Below are 19,857 nucleotides of genomic sequence, written 5' to 3' on the forward strand. Positions count from 1 at the left end.
GACGGCCCCGTAACTCTTTCGAGTGACCGTCGTTGAGAGTGCGAGGCGGTTGAAGGAACAAGTGCTCGGGCGGGCGTCCGAGACGGTCGACCGCACAGGTGACGATTTCGTACCAGCCTGGAGGCTCAAGGTGACGCGCATCAGCTGCGGAGGGCGGCCATGACTTCCGTCCTCGTCTGCGACGACTCCCCGCTTGCCCGAGAGGCGCTCCGCCGCGCGGTTGCGACCGTGCCCGGCGTCGAGCGCGTGACGACGGCTGCCAACGGCGAGGAAGTCCTCCGCCGCTGGGGAGCCGACCGCTCGGACCTGATTCTGATGGACGTACGCATGCCCGGTCTGGGCGGCGTCGAGACGGTCCGGCGACTGCTGTCCGCCGACCCCGGAGCGCGCATCATCATGCTCACGGTCGCCGAGGACCTCGACGGTGTGGCGCTCGCGGTGGCGGCCGGCGCGCGTGGCTATCTGCACAAGGACGCCTCCCGCGCGGAGCTGCGGGCCACGGTCACACAGGCGCTCGCCGACCCGACCTGGCGGCTCGCCCCGCGCCGGCTGCGCTCCGCCGAGATGGGCGCGGCGCCCACGCTCACCGCGCGTGAGATCCAGGTCCTCGAAGGCATGAGCCACGGCCGCTCCAACGCCGAGATCGGCCGCGAGCTGTTCCTCTCCGAGGACACCGTCAAGACGCACGCGCGGCGGCTCTTCAAGAAGCTCGGCGCGTCGGACCGGGCCCACGCGGTGGCGCTCGGCTTCCGGTGGGGCCTGGTGCGCTAGGGCCGGCTCGCGTCGGGATCACGCGGGGTGGCGAGCAGGGCCCCGGGCCCTGCACCGCGGGACGGCGGCGGGATCCGGGGCGTGTACGGCCCGGCGGGGATCCGGGGCCACGTGCCCGGCGGCCTGGATCGGCGGGGCAGCCGGGCCCGGCCGGCGCGGAAGCGGGAGCCCCGGGTTCGGCACGACCCGGACGAGAGGCCCTGGACCCCTTCCGCCTCGGACCGGTCCACCCTGGCGAGCGGCGCCTGTGAACACTCCTGCCCGGGGCCCGGCCACTCCGGCGGGCGCGAGGTTTGTGGCTTCGCGAGGTCTGTCGTCGGTGGACGCGAGATTCGTGGCCTCGCGCGGTGTGCTGTCGGCGTACGGAAAGTCCGTGGCTGCGATGGCGTGCCGCCGGTGGGGTGAAGCCCGTGGTCCCGCGCGGCGCAACACGGCCCCACGGACCCGAACCGAGCCGCACGGCAGACCATGGAGCCGACCGAGCGGGTTCCGGGACGGGCCGCGCCGGCCCCGGAGCGCACCGAGTCGGCAGACTCGGCCGGATCCGCCGGTCCCGGGATGTGCAGGCCCTCGTCGTCGGCCGTGCTCGAAGCGCGGGCATGCCTGCCGTTCGCCGCGCGGGGTGTGGGACCTCTGTCGTCGGCCGGACCCGGGGTACGAGAGCCCTCCCGCCGTCCGCTGCGCCCGGGGTGCGAGAACCCCGTCCACCAGCGCCTCGGCGGCAGCCGCCAGGCGCCCACTGCTCGTTTCGCCGCGGATGCCGCATCCTTGAGGTGTGGAGTTCCTCGGGGACGAGTCGGTCGAGCGGAAGGGGAGGGCGCAAGGGATGAGTTCCGGCGCACCTGCTCATAACGCTTCGGTGCACAACCAGGGACACGGTGCCGCGGACCAGACGTCCGCAAGGCACCATGGACCGATGCGCGACGACGAGGCGGGCACTGCCCAAGGGGCGATCGGTGCGCTCGTCCATCGCGCGGTCGACGGAGACGAGCAGGCCACGCACGATCTGCTCGCCCACGTCCACCCCCTGGCGCTGCGCTACTGCCGCACCCGTCTGTCGAGGCTGCCCGGCGACGCCCGGCACTTCGTCGAGGACCTCGCCCAGGAAGTCTGCGTCGCGGTGCTCCTCGCGCTGCCCCGCTACAAGGACACCGGCCGGCCCTTCGAGGCGTTCATCTTCGCCATCGCCTCCCACAAGGTCGCCGACCTGCAGCGCGCGGCGATGCGGCACCCCGGCTCGACGGCCGTGCCCTCCGACGAGATGCCCGAACGCCCCGACGACTCCCTCGGCCCGGAGGAGCGCGCCCTGCTCAGCAGCGACGCGGAATGGGCCAAGAAACTGCTGGCCAACCTGCCCGAGAACCAACGCGAGCTGCTTCTGCTGCGGATCGCCGTGGGCCTCACGGCGGAGGAGACTGGACAGATGTTGGGAATGTCACCCGGCGCCGTCCGGGTGGCCCAGCACCGCGCGCTGAGCCGGCTGCGCGCCCTGGCGGAGCAGTAACCCCCGCCACCGCGCCGCCGCTTCGGCATACGAACGGAATATGAACGGAAGATCAGCCGTTCCCGTACGAACATACGAAGCCCGGAGCCGTGCGAAACCGTGGAATGAGACACCCGCGCTTCCCGTTAGCATGGACATCCGCACCGATCAAGGCCATTTGGGGAAGGTGTCATGACTGCCAACGTCGACGGAGTGCCCGGTAAATTCGCGACACTCGGGCTGACCTACGACGACGTGCTGCTGCTGCCGGGCGCGTCGGACATGGCGCCCGACCAGATCGACACCGCCTCGTACGTCTCCAAGAACGTGCGGGTCAACATCCCGCTGCTGTCCGCCGCCATGGACAAGGTCACCGAGTCGCGCATGGCGATCGCGATGGCCCGCCAGGGCGGCGTCGGCGTTCTGCACCGGAACCTGTCCATCGAGGGCCAGGCCAACCAGGTCGACCTGGTGAAGCGCTCCGAGTCCGGCATGGTGACCGACCCGATCACCATCCACCCGGAGGCCACGCTCGCCGAGGCCGACGCCCTGTGCGCCAAGTTCCGCATCAGCGGCGTTCCGGTCACCGACGGCAACAAGAAGCTGCTCGGCATCGTCACCAACCGCGACATGGCCTTCGAGACCGACCGCTCCCGTCAGGTGCGCGAGGTCATGACGCCGATGCCGCTGGTCACCGGCAAGGTCGGCATCTCCGGCCCGGACGCCATGGAGCTGCTGCGCCGTCACAAGATCGAGAAGCTTCCGCTGGTCGACGACGGCGGCGTCCTCAAGGGCCTGATCACGGTCAAGGACTTCGTGAAGGCCGAGAAGTACCCCAACGCCGCCAAGGACGCCGAGGGCCGGCTGCTGGTCGGTGCCGCGGTCGGTGTCGCCGGTGACGCGTTCGAGCGCGCCCAGGCCCTGATCGAGGCGGGCGTCGACTTCATCGTCGTCGACACCGCGCACGGCCACTCCCGCCTGGTCGGCGACATGGTCGCCAAGATCAAGTCGAACTCCTCCGGCGTCGACGTCATCGGCGGCAACATCGCCACGCGCGACGGCGCCAAGGCCCTCGTCGACGCGGGCTGCGACGGCATCAAGGTCGGTGTCGGCCCCGGCTCCATCTGCACCACGCGTGTCGTCGCCGGCGTCGGCGTCCCGCAGGTCACGGCGATCTACGAGGCCGCGCTGGCCGCCAAGGAGGCCGGTGTCCCGGTCATCGGCGACGGCGGCCTGCAGTACTCCGGCGACATCGCCAAGGCCCTCGTCGCGGGCGCCGACACGGTGATGCTGGGCTCGCTGCTCGCGGGCTGCGAGGAGTCCCCGGGCGAGCTGCTTTTCATCAACGGCAAGCAGTTCAAGTCGTACCGCGGCATGGGCTCGCTCGGCGCCATGCAGACGCGCGGCGACCGCAAGTCGTTCTCCAAGGACCGCTACTTCCAGGAGGGCGTCGCCTCCGACGAGCAGCTCGTGCCCGAGGGCATCGAGGGCCAGGTGCCCTACCGCGGTCCGCTCTCCTCGGTCGTCCACCAGCTGGTCGGCGGCCTGCGCCAGTCGATGTTCTACGTCGGCGGCCGGACCGTGCCCGAGCTCCAGGACAACGGCCGTTTCGTACGGATCACCTCCGCGGGCCTCAAGGAGAGCCACCCGCACGACATCCAGATGACGGTCGAGGCACCGAACTACAGCCGCAAGTAGTCAGAAGAGGCCTTCCTGGGCGGTCCCGGACACCTCCGGGACCGCCCTCGGCGTGTCCGTCGGGGATACTGGAAGGCGCTGCAACGCATCAGGGAAAGGCCACAGACGTGACTGAGATCGAGATCGGGCGCGGCAAGCGCGGCCGCCGGGCGTACGCCTTCGACGACATCGCCGTCGTCCCCAGCCGCCGTACGCGGGACCCGAAGGAGGTCTCGATCGCCTGGCAGATCGACGCCTACCGCTTCGAGCTGCCGTTCCTGGCCGCTCCCATGGACTCGGTCGTCTCGCCGGCCACGGCGATCCGCATCGGCGAGCTCGGCGGCCTCGGCGTGCTGAACCTCGAGGGCCTGTGGACGCGCTACGAGGACCCGCAGCCGCTGCTGGACGAGATCGTCGGCCTGTCCGCCGAGGCGGCCACCCGCCGCCTCCAGGAGATCTACGCCGCTCCCATCAAGGAGGAGCTGATCGGGCAGCGCATCAAGGAGGTGCGCGACTCGGGCGTGGTCACCGCCGCCGCGCTCTCCCCGCAGCGCACCGCCCAGTTCTCCAAGGCCGTCGTCGACGCGGGCGTGGACATCTTCGTCATCCGCGGTACGACGGTGTCGGCGGAGCACGTCTCCGGCGCGCACGAGCCGCTGAACCTGAAGCAGTTCATCTACGAGCTCGACGTCCCGGTGATCGTCGGTGGCTGCGCCACGTACACGGCCGCCCTGCACCTGATGCGCACCGGCGCGGCGGGCGTCCTCGTCGGCTTCGGCGGCGGCGCCGCGCACACCACGCGCAACGTGCTCGGCATCCAGGTGCCCATGGCCACCGCGGTCGCCGACGTGGCCGCCGCCCGCCGCGACTACATGGACGAGTCCGGCGGCCGGTACGTGCACGTCATCGCGGACGGCGGTGTCGGCTGGTCCGGCGACCTGCCCAAGGCGATCGCCTGCGGCGCGGACTCCGTGATGATGGGCTCCCCGCTGGCCCGTGCGACGGACGGTCCGGGCCGGGGCAACCACTGGGGCATGGAGGCCGTCAACGAGGAGCTGCCGCGCGGCCAGAAGGTCGACCTCGGCACGGTGGGCACGCTGGAGGAGATCCTCACCGGCCCGTCCCACACCCCCGACGGCTCGATGAACCTCTTCGGCGCCCTGCGCCGCGCGATGGCCACCACCGGCTACAGCGAGCTGAAGGAGTTCCAGCGCGTCGAGGTGACGGTGGCGGACTCGCAGCACCGGCGGTAGGGCCGTGCGGACACTTTGATACAGCACTGAGGGGCCGGTCACCTGGTGAGGTGACCGGCCCCTTCGCGTGCCCGGGTGGGGCGCGCGTGGCGCTCAGGGGGCGCACGGTTGTCTTCAGGGCGAATCTGTGGCAGAGGGGCGATTCCGGGTCGGTAATGTCTGTCTCCGGCGACCCAGCTCTCTGGGGCGCCCCCTTCCAAGGAGATCGTCTCCGGACCCCGGCCCTCGGGGCCCGGCCCGAATTCCGGACGGACCGCCTACCGGGCTGTTGGCGGCATCGTGGAAGGGGGCGCGCCATGGGCCGTCACCGCAAGCCCACCGCCTGGGATCGGATCCGTCTGCGGATGGTGAAGTTTCGGAGGAGGTGCATCTTGTGGATTCACGGATGGTGAGCAGCCACCCCTATGAAAGCTAGGGGTGGACACTCGTTCACCATTCAGGAGCCTGCCGCAGTGCCTGCTGCGGTGGGCTCCACCTTTTTTTCTACCGTACCCGCGCAACAGCCCGCCTACCACCAACCCCCGTGGCGCGGCAGCCCTCCACGCGCCCCCTCCTCACAACCGATGCGCCGCCCCCGTAGGAGTGGCCCCCCGTGTGTCCAGCATCAGCTGGGCCTTCACCGACAGGCCCTGGAGGTCGTACGTGCGGTGCTGCTGGAGGAGGATCGTCAGGTCGGCGTCGGCGGCGGCCTCGTAGAGGGAGTCCGCGCGGGGGACGGGGTGGTCGAGGACGTTCCAGGACGGTACGTGCGGGTCGTGGTAGCTGACGGAGGCGCCCAGCTCCATCAGCCGGACCGCGATCTCCTGGGCCGGGGAGCCCTGCCGGTCGGCGAGGTCGGGCTTGTAGGTGACGCCGAGGAGCAGTACCCGCGCGCCGCGCGCGGACTTGCCGTGCTCGTTGAGGAGGGCGGCGGCGCGCTGCACGACGTAGCGGGGCATGCGGTTGTTGACCTCCTGGGCGAGTTCCGCCATGCGCAGGGTGCGGCCCGCGTGGGCGGTCAGGTCCTGGGGGACGGCGTGGCCGCCGACGCCGGGGCCGGGGCGGAACGCCTGGAAGCCGAAGGGTTTGGTCTCCGCGCATCTGAGGACGTCCCACAGGTCGATGCCCAGGTCGTGGCAGAGGGCGGCCATCTCGTTGACGAGGGCGATGTTGACGTGCCGGAAGTTGGTCTCCAGGAGCTGCACGGTCTCGGCCTCGCGCAGGCCACGCGCGCGTACCACCTTGTCGGTGATCCGTCCGTAGAACGCGGCGGCCGACTCCGTGCAGGCGGAAGTGAGGCCGCCGATGACCTTCGGGGTGTTGGCGGGGGTGTGATCGCGGTTGCCGGGGTCGACGCGGCTCGGGGAGTAGGCGAGGTGGAAATCGCGCCCCGCGCGGAGGCCCGAATCCGATTCGAGCAGGCGCAGCAGGGGCCCCTCCGTCGTTCCGGGGGGCACGGGGGACTCGAGGATCACCGTGGTGTGCGGGCGCAGCCGGGCGGCGAGGGTGCGGGCGGCCGTCTCCACCTGGCCCAGATCCAGCCCGCCGTCCGCACCGCGCGGAGTGGGTGCGCAGATGACGGCGGTGCGCACCCGGCCGAGCTCGGCGGCGTTGGCGGTCGTACGGAAGCCCCGCGCGAGCATGCGGCGCTGTTCGGCGGCGCTGAGGGAGCCCTCCTCGGGGCCGGTCCGGTAGCCGATGGTGGAGATGCCGGCGGTGACGGCGGCCTGGGCCAGGGGCAGGCCGTACGGGCCGAGTCCGATGACGGCGAGATCTGCGGGCATGGCGTGGGCCGTCCTTCCCAATAACCGGAGTGCGACAGGTGCGCAAGCCCTGTGGACTGGGCAGGCGAGCGCAATGTCAGACTAGGAGTAAATATGACCGATATAGGGGATTGGTCGGCTGAGTTTCGGTGAGTCGTTCCGCTGGGGGTTGTCCACAGGCTGGGGTCCGTGGTGGCTGAAGTCGGGCAAGCCGGTCAGAATTTGGGCATGAGGGTGGGGGACCGGGCTTCGCCCGACGGGTGCGGCCGATGCGACCGATGAGCGGGAGGCAGCGGTGAGGACAGCGACACTGGGGCCGGCGCAGCGCGCCGAATCACTCGCGTCCATGGCCGAGCACGAGCTGGACGTGCTGGTGGTGGGCGGCGGCGTGGTCGGCGCGGGTACGGCGCTCGACGCCGCGACGCGCGGCCTGTCCACGGGCCTGGTCGAGGCGCGTGACTGGGCGTCGGGCACCTCCAGCCGGTCCAGCAAGCTGATCCACGGTGGCCTGCGCTATCTGGAGATGCTCGACTTCGTGCTCGTACGGGAGGCGTTGAAGGAGCGCGGCCTGCTGCTGGAGCGGCTCGCTCCGCATCTGGTGCGTCCGGTGCCGTTCCTGTACCCGCTGCGGCACAAGGGCTGGGAGAGGTGGTACGCCGGATCGGGCGTCGCGCTGTACGACACCATGGCGATGGCCCGGGGGCACGGGCGCGGCCTGCCCGTGCACCGTCACCTGACCCGCCGTCACGCACTGCGGGTGGCACCCTGTCTGAAGAAGGACGCGCTGGTCGGAGCCCTGCAGTACTACGACGCCCAGATGGACGACGCCCGGTTCGTGGCGACGCTGGTGCGCACGGCGGCGGCGTACGGCGCGAAAGCCGCCAACCGCGCGAGGGTCACGGGGTTCCTGCGCGAGGGCGAACGCGTCGTGGGCGCCCGGGTGCAGGACGTCGAGGGCGGCGGCGAGTACGAGATCCGCGCCAAGCAGATCGTCAACGCCACCGGGGTGTGGACCGACGACACCCAGGCGATGGTCGGCGAACGCGGACAGTTCCACGTACGCGCCTCGAAGGGCATCCACCTGGTCGTCCCCAAGGACCGCATCCACTCCACGACCGGGCTCATCCTGCGCACCGAGAAGTCCGTGCTGTTCGTCATACCCTGGGGTCGGCACTGGATCGTGGGGACCACGGACACCGACTGGGACCTCGACAAGGCGCACCCGGCCGCGTCCAGCGCGGACATCGACTACCTGCTGGAACACGTGAACTCGGTGCTCGCGGTGCCGCTGACGCGGGACGACGTGGAGGGCGTGTACGCCGGTCTGCGGCCGCTGCTCGCCGGTGAGTCGGACGCCACGAGCAAGCTGTCCCGCGAGCACACCGTGGCGCATCCCGTACCCGGACTCGTCGTGGTGGCGGGCGGCAAGTACACGACGTACCGGGTCATGGCCAAGGACGCGGTGGACGCGGCGGTGCACGGACTCGACGTGCGCGTCGCCGACTGCGTCACCGAGGACACGCCGCTGGTCGGCGCCGAGGGCTACCACGCGCTGTGGAACGCGCGGGCGCGCACAGCCGCACGCACCGGCCTGCACACGGTACGGGTGGAGCACCTGCTGCACCGGTACGGCGCGTTGGCGGAGGAGGTCCTGGACCTCATCGCCTCGGACCCCTCACTGGGCGAGCCGCTCCGGGCCGCCGACGACTATCTGCGTGCCGAGATCACCTATGCCGCCTCGCACGAGGGCGCGCGGCATCTGGACGACGTGCTGACCCGGCGCACCCGCATCTCGATCGAGACGTTCGACCGGGGGACGCGCAGCGCCCGTGAGGCGGCCGAGCTGATGGCGCCGGTGCTGGGCTGGGACAAGGACCAGATCGAGCGCGAGGTGCGGCACTACGAGAAGCGGGTGGAGGCCGAACGGGAATCGCAGCGGCAGCCCGACGACCTGACGGCGGACGCGGCACGGCTGGGGGCACCGGACATCGTGCCGTTGTAGCCGCAGGCCGCAGGCCGCAGGCCGCGAGTCGTGGGCTGCGAGCCGCCGGCCACCTGTCCGAATCACTCGAACGGATGGCTGGATCCGGGATCTTCGTTCGGAACCCGGTCGTTCTAGGAGGTGCGAGGGCAGAACTCGGCCGCGAGCACCGCGGGTTCGAGACCGGGGTCCGCCATCGCCTCCGTGTTCACGCGGAAGGTGAGGACACGACGGCCGTCGACCGTGGCCGCGGTGCGCACGTAGCTGCCGGAGATACGCCCGTTGTGTCCCCACACCGTGGTGCCGCACGGAAGCGTCACAGGGAACAGGCCCATGCCGTACGAGCCGTGTGCGGTGCGGGTGTCGAGCATCTCGCGCAGCCGGCGCGGGGGCAGCAGTTCACCGCCGAGCAGGGCCGCGTAGAAGCGGTCCAGGTCGGCGAGTGTGGTCACCAGCTCGCCCGCGGCGCCGGCCACCCGCGGGTCGAGCCGGGTGACGTCGGTTCCGTCGGCCGCGTAGGAGCGGCCGTGCGGCGAGGGCAGAGAGGTCAGGGAACCCGGGAAGGAGGTGCCCGTCAGGCGCAGCGGAGCGATGATGCGGCGCTCGGCCTCGGCGGCGTACGAGCGGCCGGTGACCTGTTCGACGACCAGGCCGAGCAGGACGTAGTTGGTGTTCGAGTAGGAGAAGCGGCCGGGGTCGGCCGGGGGGTGGGTGAGTGCGATGCGTACGGCCTGAAGAGGGGTGACCGGCACGGTGCCTCGCGTGTCCGCGGAGAAGTCGTACAGGCCGCTGGTGTGGGTGAGCAGGGACCGCAGGGTCAGCGCGCGGCCGTCGTTGCCCGCTCCCCGCACCAGGCCGGGCAGATGCTCCTCCACGGTGTCGGACAGAGACAGGCGGTCCTCGTCGGCCAGTTGCAGGACGACCGTGGCGACGAACGTCTTGGTGATGCTGCCGGCGCGGAAGTGGTCGGCACGCTCGATGCCCGGGCCGGCATCGGCGTAACGGGAGCCGGTCTCCTCCAGGGCCAGCAGGGCCGCGGCGGGGGCGCCACCCCGTGTGACCAGCAGCGGAAGGAGCGTGTCCGTAGGCGGGAGGGCCGGGGCCGAGGAGGCGGTCGGGGCCAGGGCGAGCAGCGCCAGGGACACAGGAACGGCCAGTAGCGTCCGAAGCGGCGGCATCCCGGCTCCTCCCGTGTCGGAGGCCCATCATGCAGGGCGGGGGGACGCGTCCGTCACCCGGGTGCCGTGCGCGCCGGGCCCGATGTGCGGCCAGAGGCACCCTGGGCGTCGACCACTTGTCGGGTGAGGGACAATGAAGGCTCTGTCAGGGCGGGTTGCATGAGGGGACGCATGTCGGAGGCGGAGCGGGCGGGGACATCCCGTCAGAACAAGAGCGCACGTCTCCTCGCCGGGCGGTACCGGCTGGGAGACGTGCTCGGCCGCGGCGGCATGGGCACGGTGTGGCGGGCCGAGGACGAGACCCTGGGGCGGACCGTCGCCGTCAAGGAGCTCCGTTTCCCGTCGAACATCGACGAGGACGAGAAGCGGCGGCTGATCACGCGGACCCTGCGCGAGGCCAAGGCGATCGCGCGGATCCGCAACAACAGCGCCGTGACGGTCTTCGACGTGGTCGAGGAGGACGACCGGCCCTGGATCGTGATGGAACTCGTCGAGGGCAAGTCGCTCGCCGAGGCCATCCGGGAGGACGGCCTGCTGGAGCCGCGGCGCGCGGCGGAGGTCGGCCTCGCCATCCTGGACGTCCTGCGCTCCGCGCACCGCGAGGGCATCCTGCACCGTGACGTGAAGCCGTCGAACGTGCTGATCGCCGAGGACGGCCGGGTCGTACTCACGGACTTCGGCATCGCCCAGGTCGAGGGCGACCCGTCCATCACCTCGACCGGCATGCTGGTCGGCGCCCCCTCCTACATCTCCCCGGAACGGGCCCGCGGGCACAAGCCGGGACCGGCGGCCGACCTGTGGTCGCTCGGCGGGCTGCTGTACGCGGCGGTGGAGGGCACTCCGCCGTACGACAAGGGGTCCGCGATCGCGACGCTCACGGCGGTGATGACCGAGCCGCTCGACGAGCCGAAGAACGCGGGACCGCTCAGGGACGTCATCTACGGGCTGCTCAACAAGGACCCCGCCCAGCGGCTCGACGACAGCGGCGCCCGAGCCATGCTGAACGCGGTCCTCGACGCGCCCTCGCCCAAGGAGGCCGGGGAACCGGCGGACGCGACGAAGGTCGTGCCGCTGCCCGAGCGGCCGGACGGGCGGGCGGGCACCGGGGGCAGGCGCGGCGAGGAGGCCGGGGAGAAGCTGCGGGGCGCGCTGCGTTCCGTGCGGAAGGCGGCGGTGGCGGCCGGCTCGGCCGGTGCCGCCGCGGCGACCCGCGTCAAGTCCGGCGGTGGCGGAGCCGCTTCGGCCGCCGCACCGGCCGCGGGAACCAGGAGCACGTCGGCGGGTGCCTCCGGGACGAGGCCCGGCGCGGCATCGCCCTCCGCCCCGGCCGTGAAGCCCGCCCAGGCGTCCGGCCCGGGTGCGCAGGGGGCCGCGCGGCAGAAGCCGGCCACCGGTGGCCGTAGTTCGGGCTGGCCGGTGATGACGCCGCCGGACCTGCCGGCCAGGGCCGTGCCGCGGGCGCCGCTCACCGATGTGGTGCCGCGCCGGACGCTGATCATCATCGCGGTGGTCGCGGTGCTCGCCGTGCTCGGCACCGTGCTGGCCCTCACCCTCGGCGGCGACGACGAGGGCGACAAGGGAGCCAGGGGCAGCGGCGGCGGGACCGTCGTCAGCGGGACCCCGAGCGCCGACACCAAGGGTGACGAAAGCGACGGCACCCACACCGACGGCACGGCGACCGAGTCGACGGGAACGGGAACGGGAGCGGGCTCGGCGACCGCCACCGCGGGCGCCGGCGCCGGTGGATCGGCCGGGGACGAGAACGAGGCCGGGGAAGAGGCAGGGGAAGAGGAAGAGGACGGCGGCGGTACGTCGGCGGCGGAGACGTACGACGGGAACCAGGGGTACTCGATCGGGCTGCCCGAGGGATGGAAGTTCCAGTCGACGGGGGCCGCCGGGGACCGGTTCACCGGGCCGGACGGGCAGAAACTGCTCATCGGCTGGACGACCACGCCGAAGGACGACCCGGTCGCGGACTGGAAGAACCAGGAACGCGCCATGGTGCGTTCCCAGTACCAGCGGATCCGTATAGAGGCGGTGGACTACCGGGGCTGGGACACGGCCGACTGGGAGTTCACCTATGTGGAGAGCGGGACCAAGTACCGGTCCATCGACCGGGGGACCGTCGTCGGCGACCGGCTCGGGTACGGGCTGATGTACACGGCCAAGGCCGCCGACTGGAGCAGCGATCAGCGCAAGGACACCTGGCGGACGCTGACGGAGACGTTCCGGCCGAAGTCCTGAGCATGACCGGTCCGCGGAATGGGGAGTCAGATGTGGCATCCCCTCTCTGCGGGTTGCCTCCGGCACGTATCGTGAATGCTTGCGGACCGTACGCAGCCGGAACGGCCCGCCGGGCGAACGGAACCGATCGACCGTAGTGCCGGGGGAGGCAACGTGGACGACTATGCGGGACGGGTCCTCGCCGACCGCTACCGCCTGCCGCTGCCGCCCTCCGACGAGTACGAACTGACCGAGACCCGCGCCTTCGACACCTACAGCGGGCAGGAAGTCCTGGTCAGACAGGTGCCGTTGCCGGAGGTCGTCGAGGCCGAGGTACTGGACGCGGAGGGGCTGCCCGACGGTTTCACCGCCCGTGACAGGGGTGCGCGGCGTGGCGGCCCCGGGCCCGCGCGCGGGGGCACGCGGCGGCCCGCCGACCCGGTCGTGCGACGCGCCGTCGAGGCCGCGCAGGCGGCGGCCGCCATCCCCGACCATCCGCGCCTGGACCAGGTCTTCGACGTGTTCGCGGAGGGCGGTTCGCTGTGGATCGTCAGTGAACTCGTGTCCGCGCGTCCGCTCGCCGCCCTGCTCGCCGAGAAGCCGCTGTCCCCGTACCGGGCGGCCGAGGTCGCCTCCGACGTCCTGACCGCACTGCGGGTACTGCACTCCCACGGCTGGGTGCACCGCAACATCACCGCGCGCACGGTGCTCGTCTGCGACGACGGCCGGGTGATGCTCACCGGTCTCGCGGTCGGTGCGGCGGAGGAGGCACTGTGCGGGTACGACCCGGTGCCCGCTCCGGACGAGGAGCCGGGGCGGACAGCGGGGGCGATCGAGGCCCTGGGGCCGGTGGCACCCGCGGGCACGCCGGACGCCGGGCGCGGCCCGTCCTGGCCGCCCGGGTTCACCCGAGAGCCCGAGCCCGACCCCGATGCCGCGCGCCGGGCCGCCATCGAGGCACGGGCCGGCCGGATGTCCGGCGGTGGGGCGGACACGGCGGGCGGTCTCTCGCCCGTGGCGGCCCCCAAGGCCCTCGACAGCGCGGGCGACGTGCGGGCGGCCCGTGCGGGGGCGATCGCCGCGTACCGGGCGGGTGCCCGTGCCGCCGCCCGGGTGCAGGAGGCCCAGCAGAACGGCCGCGCCGCCCTGCCCGGCGCCCGGCCCGCCCCCGAGGACGACGGCGGCCCGGCCTCCGCCCCGCAGCACGGCAGCGGCTCCGCGCAGCCGCCGTACGTCTCCCGGCCGGGGGACGAGGGCGCGGGCACGACGGCCGCCGCGATCCCGCCGGGACAGATAGCCGACCCCTATGGCGTGGGCGCCACCGGCTGGCACGGGGCCGCACCCCGTACGGGCAGCGGGGGCGGCAGCGGACGTACCGCCCCCGGAGCACCCGAAACCCCCGCGGCCCTCGAACCGGTGGCTGCCGCCCCGCCCGCACGCTGGGACGACCTGGTGGCCCACGCCCCCGCGCGCCGCGGCCCGGCCACCGCGCTGGCCGCCGAGCGGGCGCGGCAGGCGCGCATGGCCGTCGTCGGGCCCGTGACCGAGCGGTGGGCGCCGGAGCAGGCCGGACCCGTGCACGAGAACTGGCAGCTGGCCGCCCCGATCGGCCCCGCCACCGACCTCTGGGCGCTGGGCTCCCTGCTGTTCCGGGCCGTACAGGGACACGCGCCCTACCCGGAGGAGTCGACGGCCGAGCTGGTGCAGATGGTGTGCGCCGAGCCGCCCGCGTTCGCCGAGGAGTGCGGGCCGCTGCGGCCGGTCGTGGAATCGCTGCTGCGTCAGGACCCGACCGAGCGGCTCGACTTCGAGGAGCTGCGCGGCTGGCTGCGTTCGCTGGTGCGTTCCGCGCCCGAGCCCGAGGCGGGTGTGCACGTCATAGCGGCACCGCCCGCCGACGCGAGCAAGCTGCCCGTCATACGGCGCCGGGGCGAGCTGGTGCGCAGGCGCCGTGCCGGACTCCCCGCGCACCACGGGCGGCACAAGCGGGCCAGACAGGGCGCCGGTTCCCCGCGCCGGCTCGGCCGCACCCTGCTCCTGCTGGTGCTGCTCGCCATGGCGGCGGCGGTCACGTACGCCATGCTGTTCATGCCGAAGTCCGGTGAGGGCGACTCGGGTTCGGCCGACCGCACCGGAGCCGCCGGTGAGGTGAGCCCCGCGCCGAGCCCTCCGGACGCCGAGCAGAACCCGCCGAAGCCCGAGGACAGTCCCGAGAACAGCCCCGAGGAGTCGGCCGCCTCCACCGAGACGCAGACCACCGGCCCCGAGGCCGCCGACGGCTTCACCCTGGCCAAGGACCCGGAGGGTTTCCGGGTCGCCGTCGCCGAGGGCTGGCAGCGCACCGCGAAGAACGGAAGCGGTCAGGTCGTCTACGCCAAGGGTGACTTCGAACTCATCGTCGTACCGGGCCGGGACAGCGCGCAGCGGTACGGCAGCGACCCCATGGCCTACCAGCGGGACGACGAGCGCGAGCTGCAGCCCTACCGCGACTCCAGCTGGGCCACCTCCACCGGTCTGAAGACCATCGAGGTCGGCGGACGCACCATGGCCGAGGGCCAGTTCACCTGGACCGGTGACGGCGGCGAGCTGTACGTCCGCAACCTCGCGGCGCTGATCGACGGCCGCTACCACGTGGTGCAGGTACGCGGACCGGAGGCCGAACGGGACGAGGTGACCCGGCTCTACGAGCAGGCCGCGGCGACCTACCGGTACACCGGCTGAACCACCGACTCCACGCAGGCACAGGGGTTTTGGTTGCCTGACACCCCATACAGCGACAACTGTCACAGTGCGGTCTCCATGGCACCCCCTCGGTTCCCAGGACGCACCGGGGTACTTACGCTGACCCTGTCAAGACCATTGCGGGGCAACGTGAATCAGATGCAGGGCTCGCTCGTCGCGGGCCGCTACCGGCTCGGTGAATCCATCGGGAGCGGTGGCATGGGCCGGGTGTGGCGCGCCCACGACGAGGTGCTGCACCGGGTCGTCGCCATCAAGGAACTGACCGCGGCGCTCTACGTCTCCGACAGCGAACAGGTCACGCTGCTGGCACGCACCCGCGCGGAGGCACGGGCCGCCGCGCGGATCAACCACTCCGCCGTCGTCACCGTGCACGACGTGCTGGAACACGACGGCCGGCCGTGGATCGTGATGGAGCTGGTCGAGGGCCGTTCGCTGGCCGACGCGGTGAAGGAACAGGAGCGCGTCGACCCCCGCGAGGCCGCGCGCGTCGGCCTGTGGGTGCTGCGCGCCCTGCGCGCCGCGCACGCCGCCGGTGTACTGCACCGTGACGTCAAGCCCGGCAACGTCCTCCTCGCCCGGGACGGCCGGGTGCTGCTCACCGACTTCGGCATCGCGCAGATCGACGGCGACACGGCCATCACCCGCACCGGTGAGGTCGTCGGCTCGGTCGACTACCTCGCGCCCGAGCGGGTCCGTGGCCACGACCCCGGCCCCTCCTCCGACCTGTGGGCGCTCGGCGCGACGCTGTACACGGCGGTGGAGGGCCTGTCCCCGTTCCGCCGCACGTCACCGCTGACCACCATGCAGGCGGTCGTCGAGGAGGAGGCCGAGGAACCGCAGCACGCCGGCCCCCTCGGGCCCGTCATCAGCGCACTCCTGCGCAAGGATCCGGCCACCCGGCCCGACGCGGCCCAGGCCGAGCAGTTGCTCGCCGAGGCGGCGGAGGGGCGGCGTCCGCATGCGGCGCAGGTGTACGTGCCGACCCAGGTCGTCGACGCCCCTGCCCCCCAGCCGTACGAGGCCGGGCCCGAGGCCGCCCCGCGGTATCCGCAGGGCGGTCCCACGGTCGTCCAGCAGCCGTACGGGCCGCCCGCCGCGCCTCGTCGGCGGGTGCGCGGGCGGGTGATCGCCCTGGTCGTCGTCCTGGCGGCGATCATCGGCGGGGGCACCGCGGTGATGCTCCAGCAGCAGGAGGACCGGGGCGGCACCACCGCCGGCCCCTCCCCGGCCCCGACGCCCAGCCCCACGAAGACGGGGGCGACCACCAAGTCACCGGGAAACCTCCCGGAGGGCTGGGTGCGCCGCGACGACCCCTGGGGTTTCGGCATCGCCCTGCCCGGTGAGGACTGGGAGCGCGAGGTCTTCGACGAGGAGACCCGTCAGGTCGACTACACGCCCGACGGCGGCAAGCACTTCATCCGCATCGCCGTCGACGACTCGTCCGACTTCGACGACCCGTACGAGCACCTGAGGGACCTGGACCGGCAGATAGGGCAGCGCCTGGTCGGCTACCAGCGGTTGGGGCTGGACCGCCGCGTCTACCGGGACCGCGAGAGCGCCCGGCTGGAGTACATCTGGACCGCGCTGGCCAAGGACACCGACTTCCCGGGCCCGCGCCGGGCGGTCGATCAGATGTACCTCTCGCGGGACGGCGTCGAGTACGCGATCTACATGTCCGGGCCGGCCGAGGACTGGGCCACGACCGGCGAGCAGTTCGAGACGGTTCTGAAGGGGTGGCGCGAGCCCTGACCCCCGTGGCGGGCACGGAGGCGCGCCGCTTGGCCGAATCGCCGTACCGGAGGGCACACATCCGGTGGGGCATGATGGGCCCATGGGGACCGACGGGGACGCCGAGAACGCGACCGCCAGGACCAACGGCCGTGTCATAGCGGGCCGTTACCGTTTGGAGGCGAGGCTCGGGCGCGGCGGCATGGGCGTGGTCTGGCGGGCCACCGACCAACTGCTCGGACGGGGTGTCGCCGTCAAGGAACTCCCCCTCGATGAGACGCTCTCCGCGGCGGACGCCCGGCGGCAGCGGGACCGCACCCTGCGCGAGGCGCGTGCCCTGGCCCAGTTGAGCCACCCGCACATCATCGTCGTCCACGACGTCGTCGAGGACGACGAACGCCCGTACATCGTCCTGGAGCTGATCGACGGTCCGTCCCTCGCCGACCGGGTCGCCGAGCGGGGCCCGGTCGACGCCGCGGAGGCCGCGCGGATCGGCGTCGACCTGCTCGGCGCGCTGCGCGCCGCCCACACGGCCGGTGTGCTGCACCGCGACCTCAAGCCCGCCAACGTCCTGCTGGAGAACGGTACCGACCGGGTCGTCCTCACCGACTTCGGCATCGCCCGGGTGTCGGGCGCCACCACGCTCACCGAGACCGGCTCCTTCGTCGGCTCACCCGAGTACACCGCCCCCGAGCGGATGTCCGGCGCCAGGACGGGACCGGAGTCCGACCTGTGGTCGCTGGGCGCGCTGCTGTGCACGGCGCTCAGCGGCGAGTCGCCGTTCCGGCGGGACTCCCTCGGCGGGGTCCTGCACGCGGTCGTGGTCGACGAGATACGGCCGCCCATCGAGGCGGAACCGATTCTTCCCGTGGTGCGCGGCCTGCTGGAGCGCGACCCCGACCGCCGGCTGGACGCGGACCGGGCCGAACGGATGCTGCGGGCGTTCCGGGAGACGGGCCGTACGCCGGAGTCGGCGCCGCCCGGACTGCTGCCCCCGCACCGGGACACGCCCCGCCGGCGGCCCCCGGTGCGGCGGGAGGAAGCGGGCGGGGGGCCCGAGGCGCGTCCGGTCCGGCGGCAGCCCGCCAGGGGCGCGCTCGTCGCGGCCCTGGCCGTCGCCGCCATGGCGGGAGCGGGGGTGTCCGCGGCGGCGCTGCTCCTGCAGGACCGGGGCGGCGACGGGGGCGGTACACCGGCGAGCACGGCACCGGAGACACCCGCGAGCGCACCACCCACCGGGACCCCGACGCCCTCGCCCACTCCCACGGCGACCGACTCCTCGATCCGGCCGCATAACCCCGTAAACGGGAGATAAGTCCCCGCGAGAGTCACGGGTCTGTGACCGGTCGGCATCCGCTGTGGATACGCGAGGGCTTGGCGCGATATGGATGAACCATGAGCAGCAACGGGGGAGCCCGCCACGGGGCCGACGAGCCAACCAGTTTTGGTCTGCAACCGCCGAACCCGAACCCGCCCACGTCCGTTCCGCACCCCGGCAACCCGTACGCGGCACCGACCGAGGTGGTTCCGGCACAGACGCGGACGCAGCCGCGGAACGACCCGGGCACCGGGCGGCTGATCGCCGGCCGTTACCGGCTGCTCGCCAAGCTCGGGCACGGCGGCATGGGCACGGTGTGGCGGGCCAAGGACGAGACCGTGGACCGCGAGGTCGCCGTCAAGGAGCCCCGCGTCCCGGACCACCTTCCCGAACGCGAACGCTCCAACGCCTCCGAGCGGATGCGCCGCGAGGCCCGCGCCGCCGCCCGGCTCGACCACCCCGCGGTGGTCAACGTCCATGACGTCGCGGTGGTCGACGGCCGGCCGTGGATCGTGATGGAACTGGTCCAGGGCCGTTCACTGGGCGCCGTGCTGCAGGAGGAGGGCACCCTCTCCGCGCGCGAGGCGGCCAGGGTCGGCCTGGAGGTGCTCGGCGCGCTGGAGGCCGCCCACGCGGCGGGCATCCTGCACCGGGACGTCAAACCGGACAACGTGCTGCTCGGCCGGCACGGCCGGGTCGTCCTCACCGACTTCGGCATCGCGCAGATCGAGGGCGAGACCAGTCTGACCGACACCGGCGGCTTCGTCGGTTCGCCCGAGTACATCGCCCCGGAACGGGTGCTGGGCCAGCGCCCCGGCCCCGCATCCGACCTGTGGTCGCTCGGCGTGGTGCTGTACGCGGCGACGGAGGGCGTCTCGCCGTTCCGCCGCAGCAACACCCCCGCCACCCTCCAGTCGGTCCTCAACGCCACCCCGGCACCGCCCGCCTCCGCGCGGGGGCCGCTGGCCGAGGTCATCACCGGCCTGCTGCAGAAGGACCCGGCACGCCGCCCGGACGCCGCCCGGGTCCGCGCCGTGCTGGAGACGGCCGCGAACCCGCCCGCCCCTCAGCCCACGCGGGTCGCCCGGTTCCCGGCCGGGGAATCCGGCGGGGGCAAGGGCGTCCGGATCGGCCGCAGGACGCTGGCGGGGCTGGGCGCGGCGGTCGTCGCGGGAGCGCTGGCCGCGTATCTGCTGATCGCCGAACCGTTCGCGGGACCGCTGCCGGACGGCTGGAAGAAGCACGATCTCGGGAGCAAGGTGGGCGCCGGCGTCGCGGTGCCCGAGGACTTCGCGCAGGACGAGCAGGCCGAGGACTCGGACGGCACCGTCGCCTCCTTCACCGACCCGAGCGGACTGGTGCGGGTCGAGGTCGACCGCGACATCAAGGCCGAGGACAAGAACGGCGACATCGAGGCCTCGGCCTCGGAACGGGCGTTCGCGCACTGGGAGGAGCTGAAGGACGGCGAGTACGGCTGGGGGATCGCCGACACGCCGGCCCCGAGGGGCAAGCCGCGCGAGACGACCTACAAGGACCGTGAGGCGGCCACGAACACCATCGTCTACACGACGACCACCACTCCGGCGTTGGTGCGCGAGGCGCAGGTCATGTACTACCGGAACAAGGACGGCGACATGTACCGGCTCTGGATCGTGTACCCGGGCAAGGGCTACTTCGCCGAGGCCGGCCGGGAGATCGCCCGTACGGTCGTCGACTCGTGGGACGTCCACCAGCTCTGAACGGGCCGATGTCCGTCAACAC

The 19,857-nt window shown here is 72.6% G+C and carries 12 protein-coding genes; 10 read left to right on the top strand and 2 right to left on the bottom strand.

From position 1 onward, the window contains the following. Positions 1 to 159: 159 nt before the first annotated feature. The 4 genes from ACFV5H_RS01720 to ACFV5H_RS01735 all read left to right on the top strand — a co-directional run bounded on the left by ACFV5H_RS01720 (position 160) and on the right by ACFV5H_RS01735 (position 5,184). Positions 160 to 771: a response regulator transcription factor gene (locus ACFV5H_RS01720; protein WP_003948568.1), complete on the top strand. Its 612-nt coding sequence runs from the start codon at positions 160 to 162 to the stop codon at positions 769 to 771. Positions 772 to 1,687: 916 nt separating this feature from the next. Continuing rightward, positions 1,688 to 2,275, top strand: coding sequence for a sigma-70 family RNA polymerase sigma factor (locus tag ACFV5H_RS01725; protein WP_030829597.1), 588 nt, complete (start codon positions 1,688 to 1,690; stop codon positions 2,273 to 2,275). Between the two features lie 171 nt (positions 2,276 to 2,446). Next, complete coding sequence (guaB, locus tag ACFV5H_RS01730) at positions 2,447 to 3,952, top strand: IMP dehydrogenase (RefSeq protein WP_385048194.1); 1,506 nt, start codon at positions 2,447 to 2,449, stop codon at positions 3,950 to 3,952. Positions 3,953 to 4,059: 107 nt separating this feature from the next. After that, positions 4,060 to 5,184, top strand: a complete 1,125-nt coding sequence (locus ACFV5H_RS01735; protein ID WP_385048191.1) for a GuaB3 family IMP dehydrogenase-related protein — start codon at positions 4,060 to 4,062, stop codon at positions 5,182 to 5,184. A 554-nt stretch (positions 5,185 to 5,738) separates the two neighbouring features. Here the strand turns inward: ACFV5H_RS01735 and ACFV5H_RS01740 are convergent. Next, entirely contained in the window at positions 5,739 to 6,947 is a 1,209-nt protein-coding gene (locus tag ACFV5H_RS01740; RefSeq protein WP_385048188.1) for a nucleotide sugar dehydrogenase, read from the bottom strand. Between the two features lie 274 nt (positions 6,948 to 7,221). On the opposite strand from ACFV5H_RS01740, the gene ACFV5H_RS01745 reads away from it, so the two are divergent. Beyond that, positions 7,222 to 8,928, top strand: a complete 1,707-nt coding sequence (locus ACFV5H_RS01745; protein ID WP_385048186.1) for a glycerol-3-phosphate dehydrogenase/oxidase — start codon at positions 7,222 to 7,224, stop codon at positions 8,926 to 8,928. Positions 8,929 to 9,041: 113 nt separating this feature from the next. Here ACFV5H_RS01745 and ACFV5H_RS01750 read toward each other — a convergent pair whose 3' ends face one another. Further along, complete coding sequence (locus tag ACFV5H_RS01750) at positions 9,042 to 10,085, bottom strand: serine hydrolase domain-containing protein (RefSeq protein WP_385192200.1); 1,044 nt, start codon at positions 10,083 to 10,085, stop codon at positions 9,042 to 9,044. Positions 10,086 to 10,256: 171 nt separating this feature from the next. Here ACFV5H_RS01750 and ACFV5H_RS01755 point away from each other — a divergent pair, with 171 nt between their 5' ends. The 5 genes from ACFV5H_RS01755 to ACFV5H_RS01775 all read left to right on the top strand — a co-directional run bounded on the left by ACFV5H_RS01755 (position 10,257) and on the right by ACFV5H_RS01775 (position 19,835). Continuing rightward, positions 10,257 to 12,329 (top strand): protein kinase, encoded by a 2,073-nt coding sequence (locus ACFV5H_RS01755; RefSeq protein ID WP_385192203.1) that lies wholly within the window; start codon positions 10,257 to 10,259, stop codon positions 12,327 to 12,329. 153 nt (positions 12,330 to 12,482) lie between these two features. After that, positions 12,483 to 15,029 (top strand): protein kinase, encoded by a 2,547-nt coding sequence (locus ACFV5H_RS01760; protein WP_385192205.1) that lies wholly within the window; start codon positions 12,483 to 12,485, stop codon positions 15,027 to 15,029. Positions 15,030 to 15,188: 159 nt separating this feature from the next. Then, the gene (locus tag ACFV5H_RS01765) at positions 15,189 to 16,799 is read left to right on the top strand and encodes a protein kinase (protein WP_385192208.1); all 1,611 of its coding nucleotides are present in this window, start codon (positions 15,189 to 15,191) and stop codon (positions 16,797 to 16,799) included. 82 nt (positions 16,800 to 16,881) lie between these two features. Continuing rightward, positions 16,882 to 18,093, top strand: coding sequence for a serine/threonine-protein kinase (locus ACFV5H_RS01770; protein ID WP_385048172.1), 1,212 nt, complete (start codon positions 16,882 to 16,884; stop codon positions 18,091 to 18,093). A gap of 80 nt (positions 18,094 to 18,173) precedes the next feature. Then, entirely contained in the window at positions 18,174 to 19,835 is a 1,662-nt protein-coding gene (locus ACFV5H_RS01775; protein WP_385192210.1) for a serine/threonine-protein kinase, read from the top strand. Positions 19,836 to 19,857: the final 22 nt, after the last annotated feature.

Source organism: Streptomyces sp. NPDC059787, assembly GCF_042732315.1.
In the GTDB taxonomy this organism is placed as follows: Bacteria; Actinomycetota; Actinomycetes; order Streptomycetales; family Streptomycetaceae; genus Streptomyces; species Streptomyces atrovirens.

Bases quoted from the DNA above. Each gene is read 5' to 3' on its own strand.
- ACFV5H_RS01750 (WP_385192200.1), bottom strand. From the start codon at position 10,085: ATGCCGCCGCTTCGGACGCTACTGGCCGTTCCTGTGTCCCTGGCGCTG.
- ACFV5H_RS01740 (WP_385048188.1), bottom strand. From the start codon at position 6,947: ATGCCCGCAGATCTCGCCGTCATCGGACTCGGCCCGTACGGCCTGCCC.
- ACFV5H_RS01770 (WP_385048172.1), top strand. From the start codon at position 16,882: ATGGGGACCGACGGGGACGCCGAGAACGCGACCGCCAGGACCAACGGC.
- guaB (WP_385048194.1), top strand. From the start codon at position 2,447: ATGACTGCCAACGTCGACGGAGTGCCCGGTAAATTCGCGACACTCGGG.
- ACFV5H_RS01765 (WP_385192208.1), top strand. From the start codon at position 15,189: ATGCAGGGCTCGCTCGTCGCGGGCCGCTACCGGCTCGGTGAATCCATC.
- ACFV5H_RS01755 (WP_385192203.1), top strand. From the start codon at position 10,257: ATGTCGGAGGCGGAGCGGGCGGGGACATCCCGTCAGAACAAGAGCGCA.
- ACFV5H_RS01775 (WP_385192210.1), top strand. From the start codon at position 18,174: ATGAGCAGCAACGGGGGAGCCCGCCACGGGGCCGACGAGCCAACCAGT.
- ACFV5H_RS01725 (WP_030829597.1), top strand. From the start codon at position 1,688: ATGCGCGACGACGAGGCGGGCACTGCCCAAGGGGCGATCGGTGCGCTC.
- ACFV5H_RS01720 (WP_003948568.1), top strand. From the start codon at position 160: ATGACTTCCGTCCTCGTCTGCGACGACTCCCCGCTTGCCCGAGAGGCG.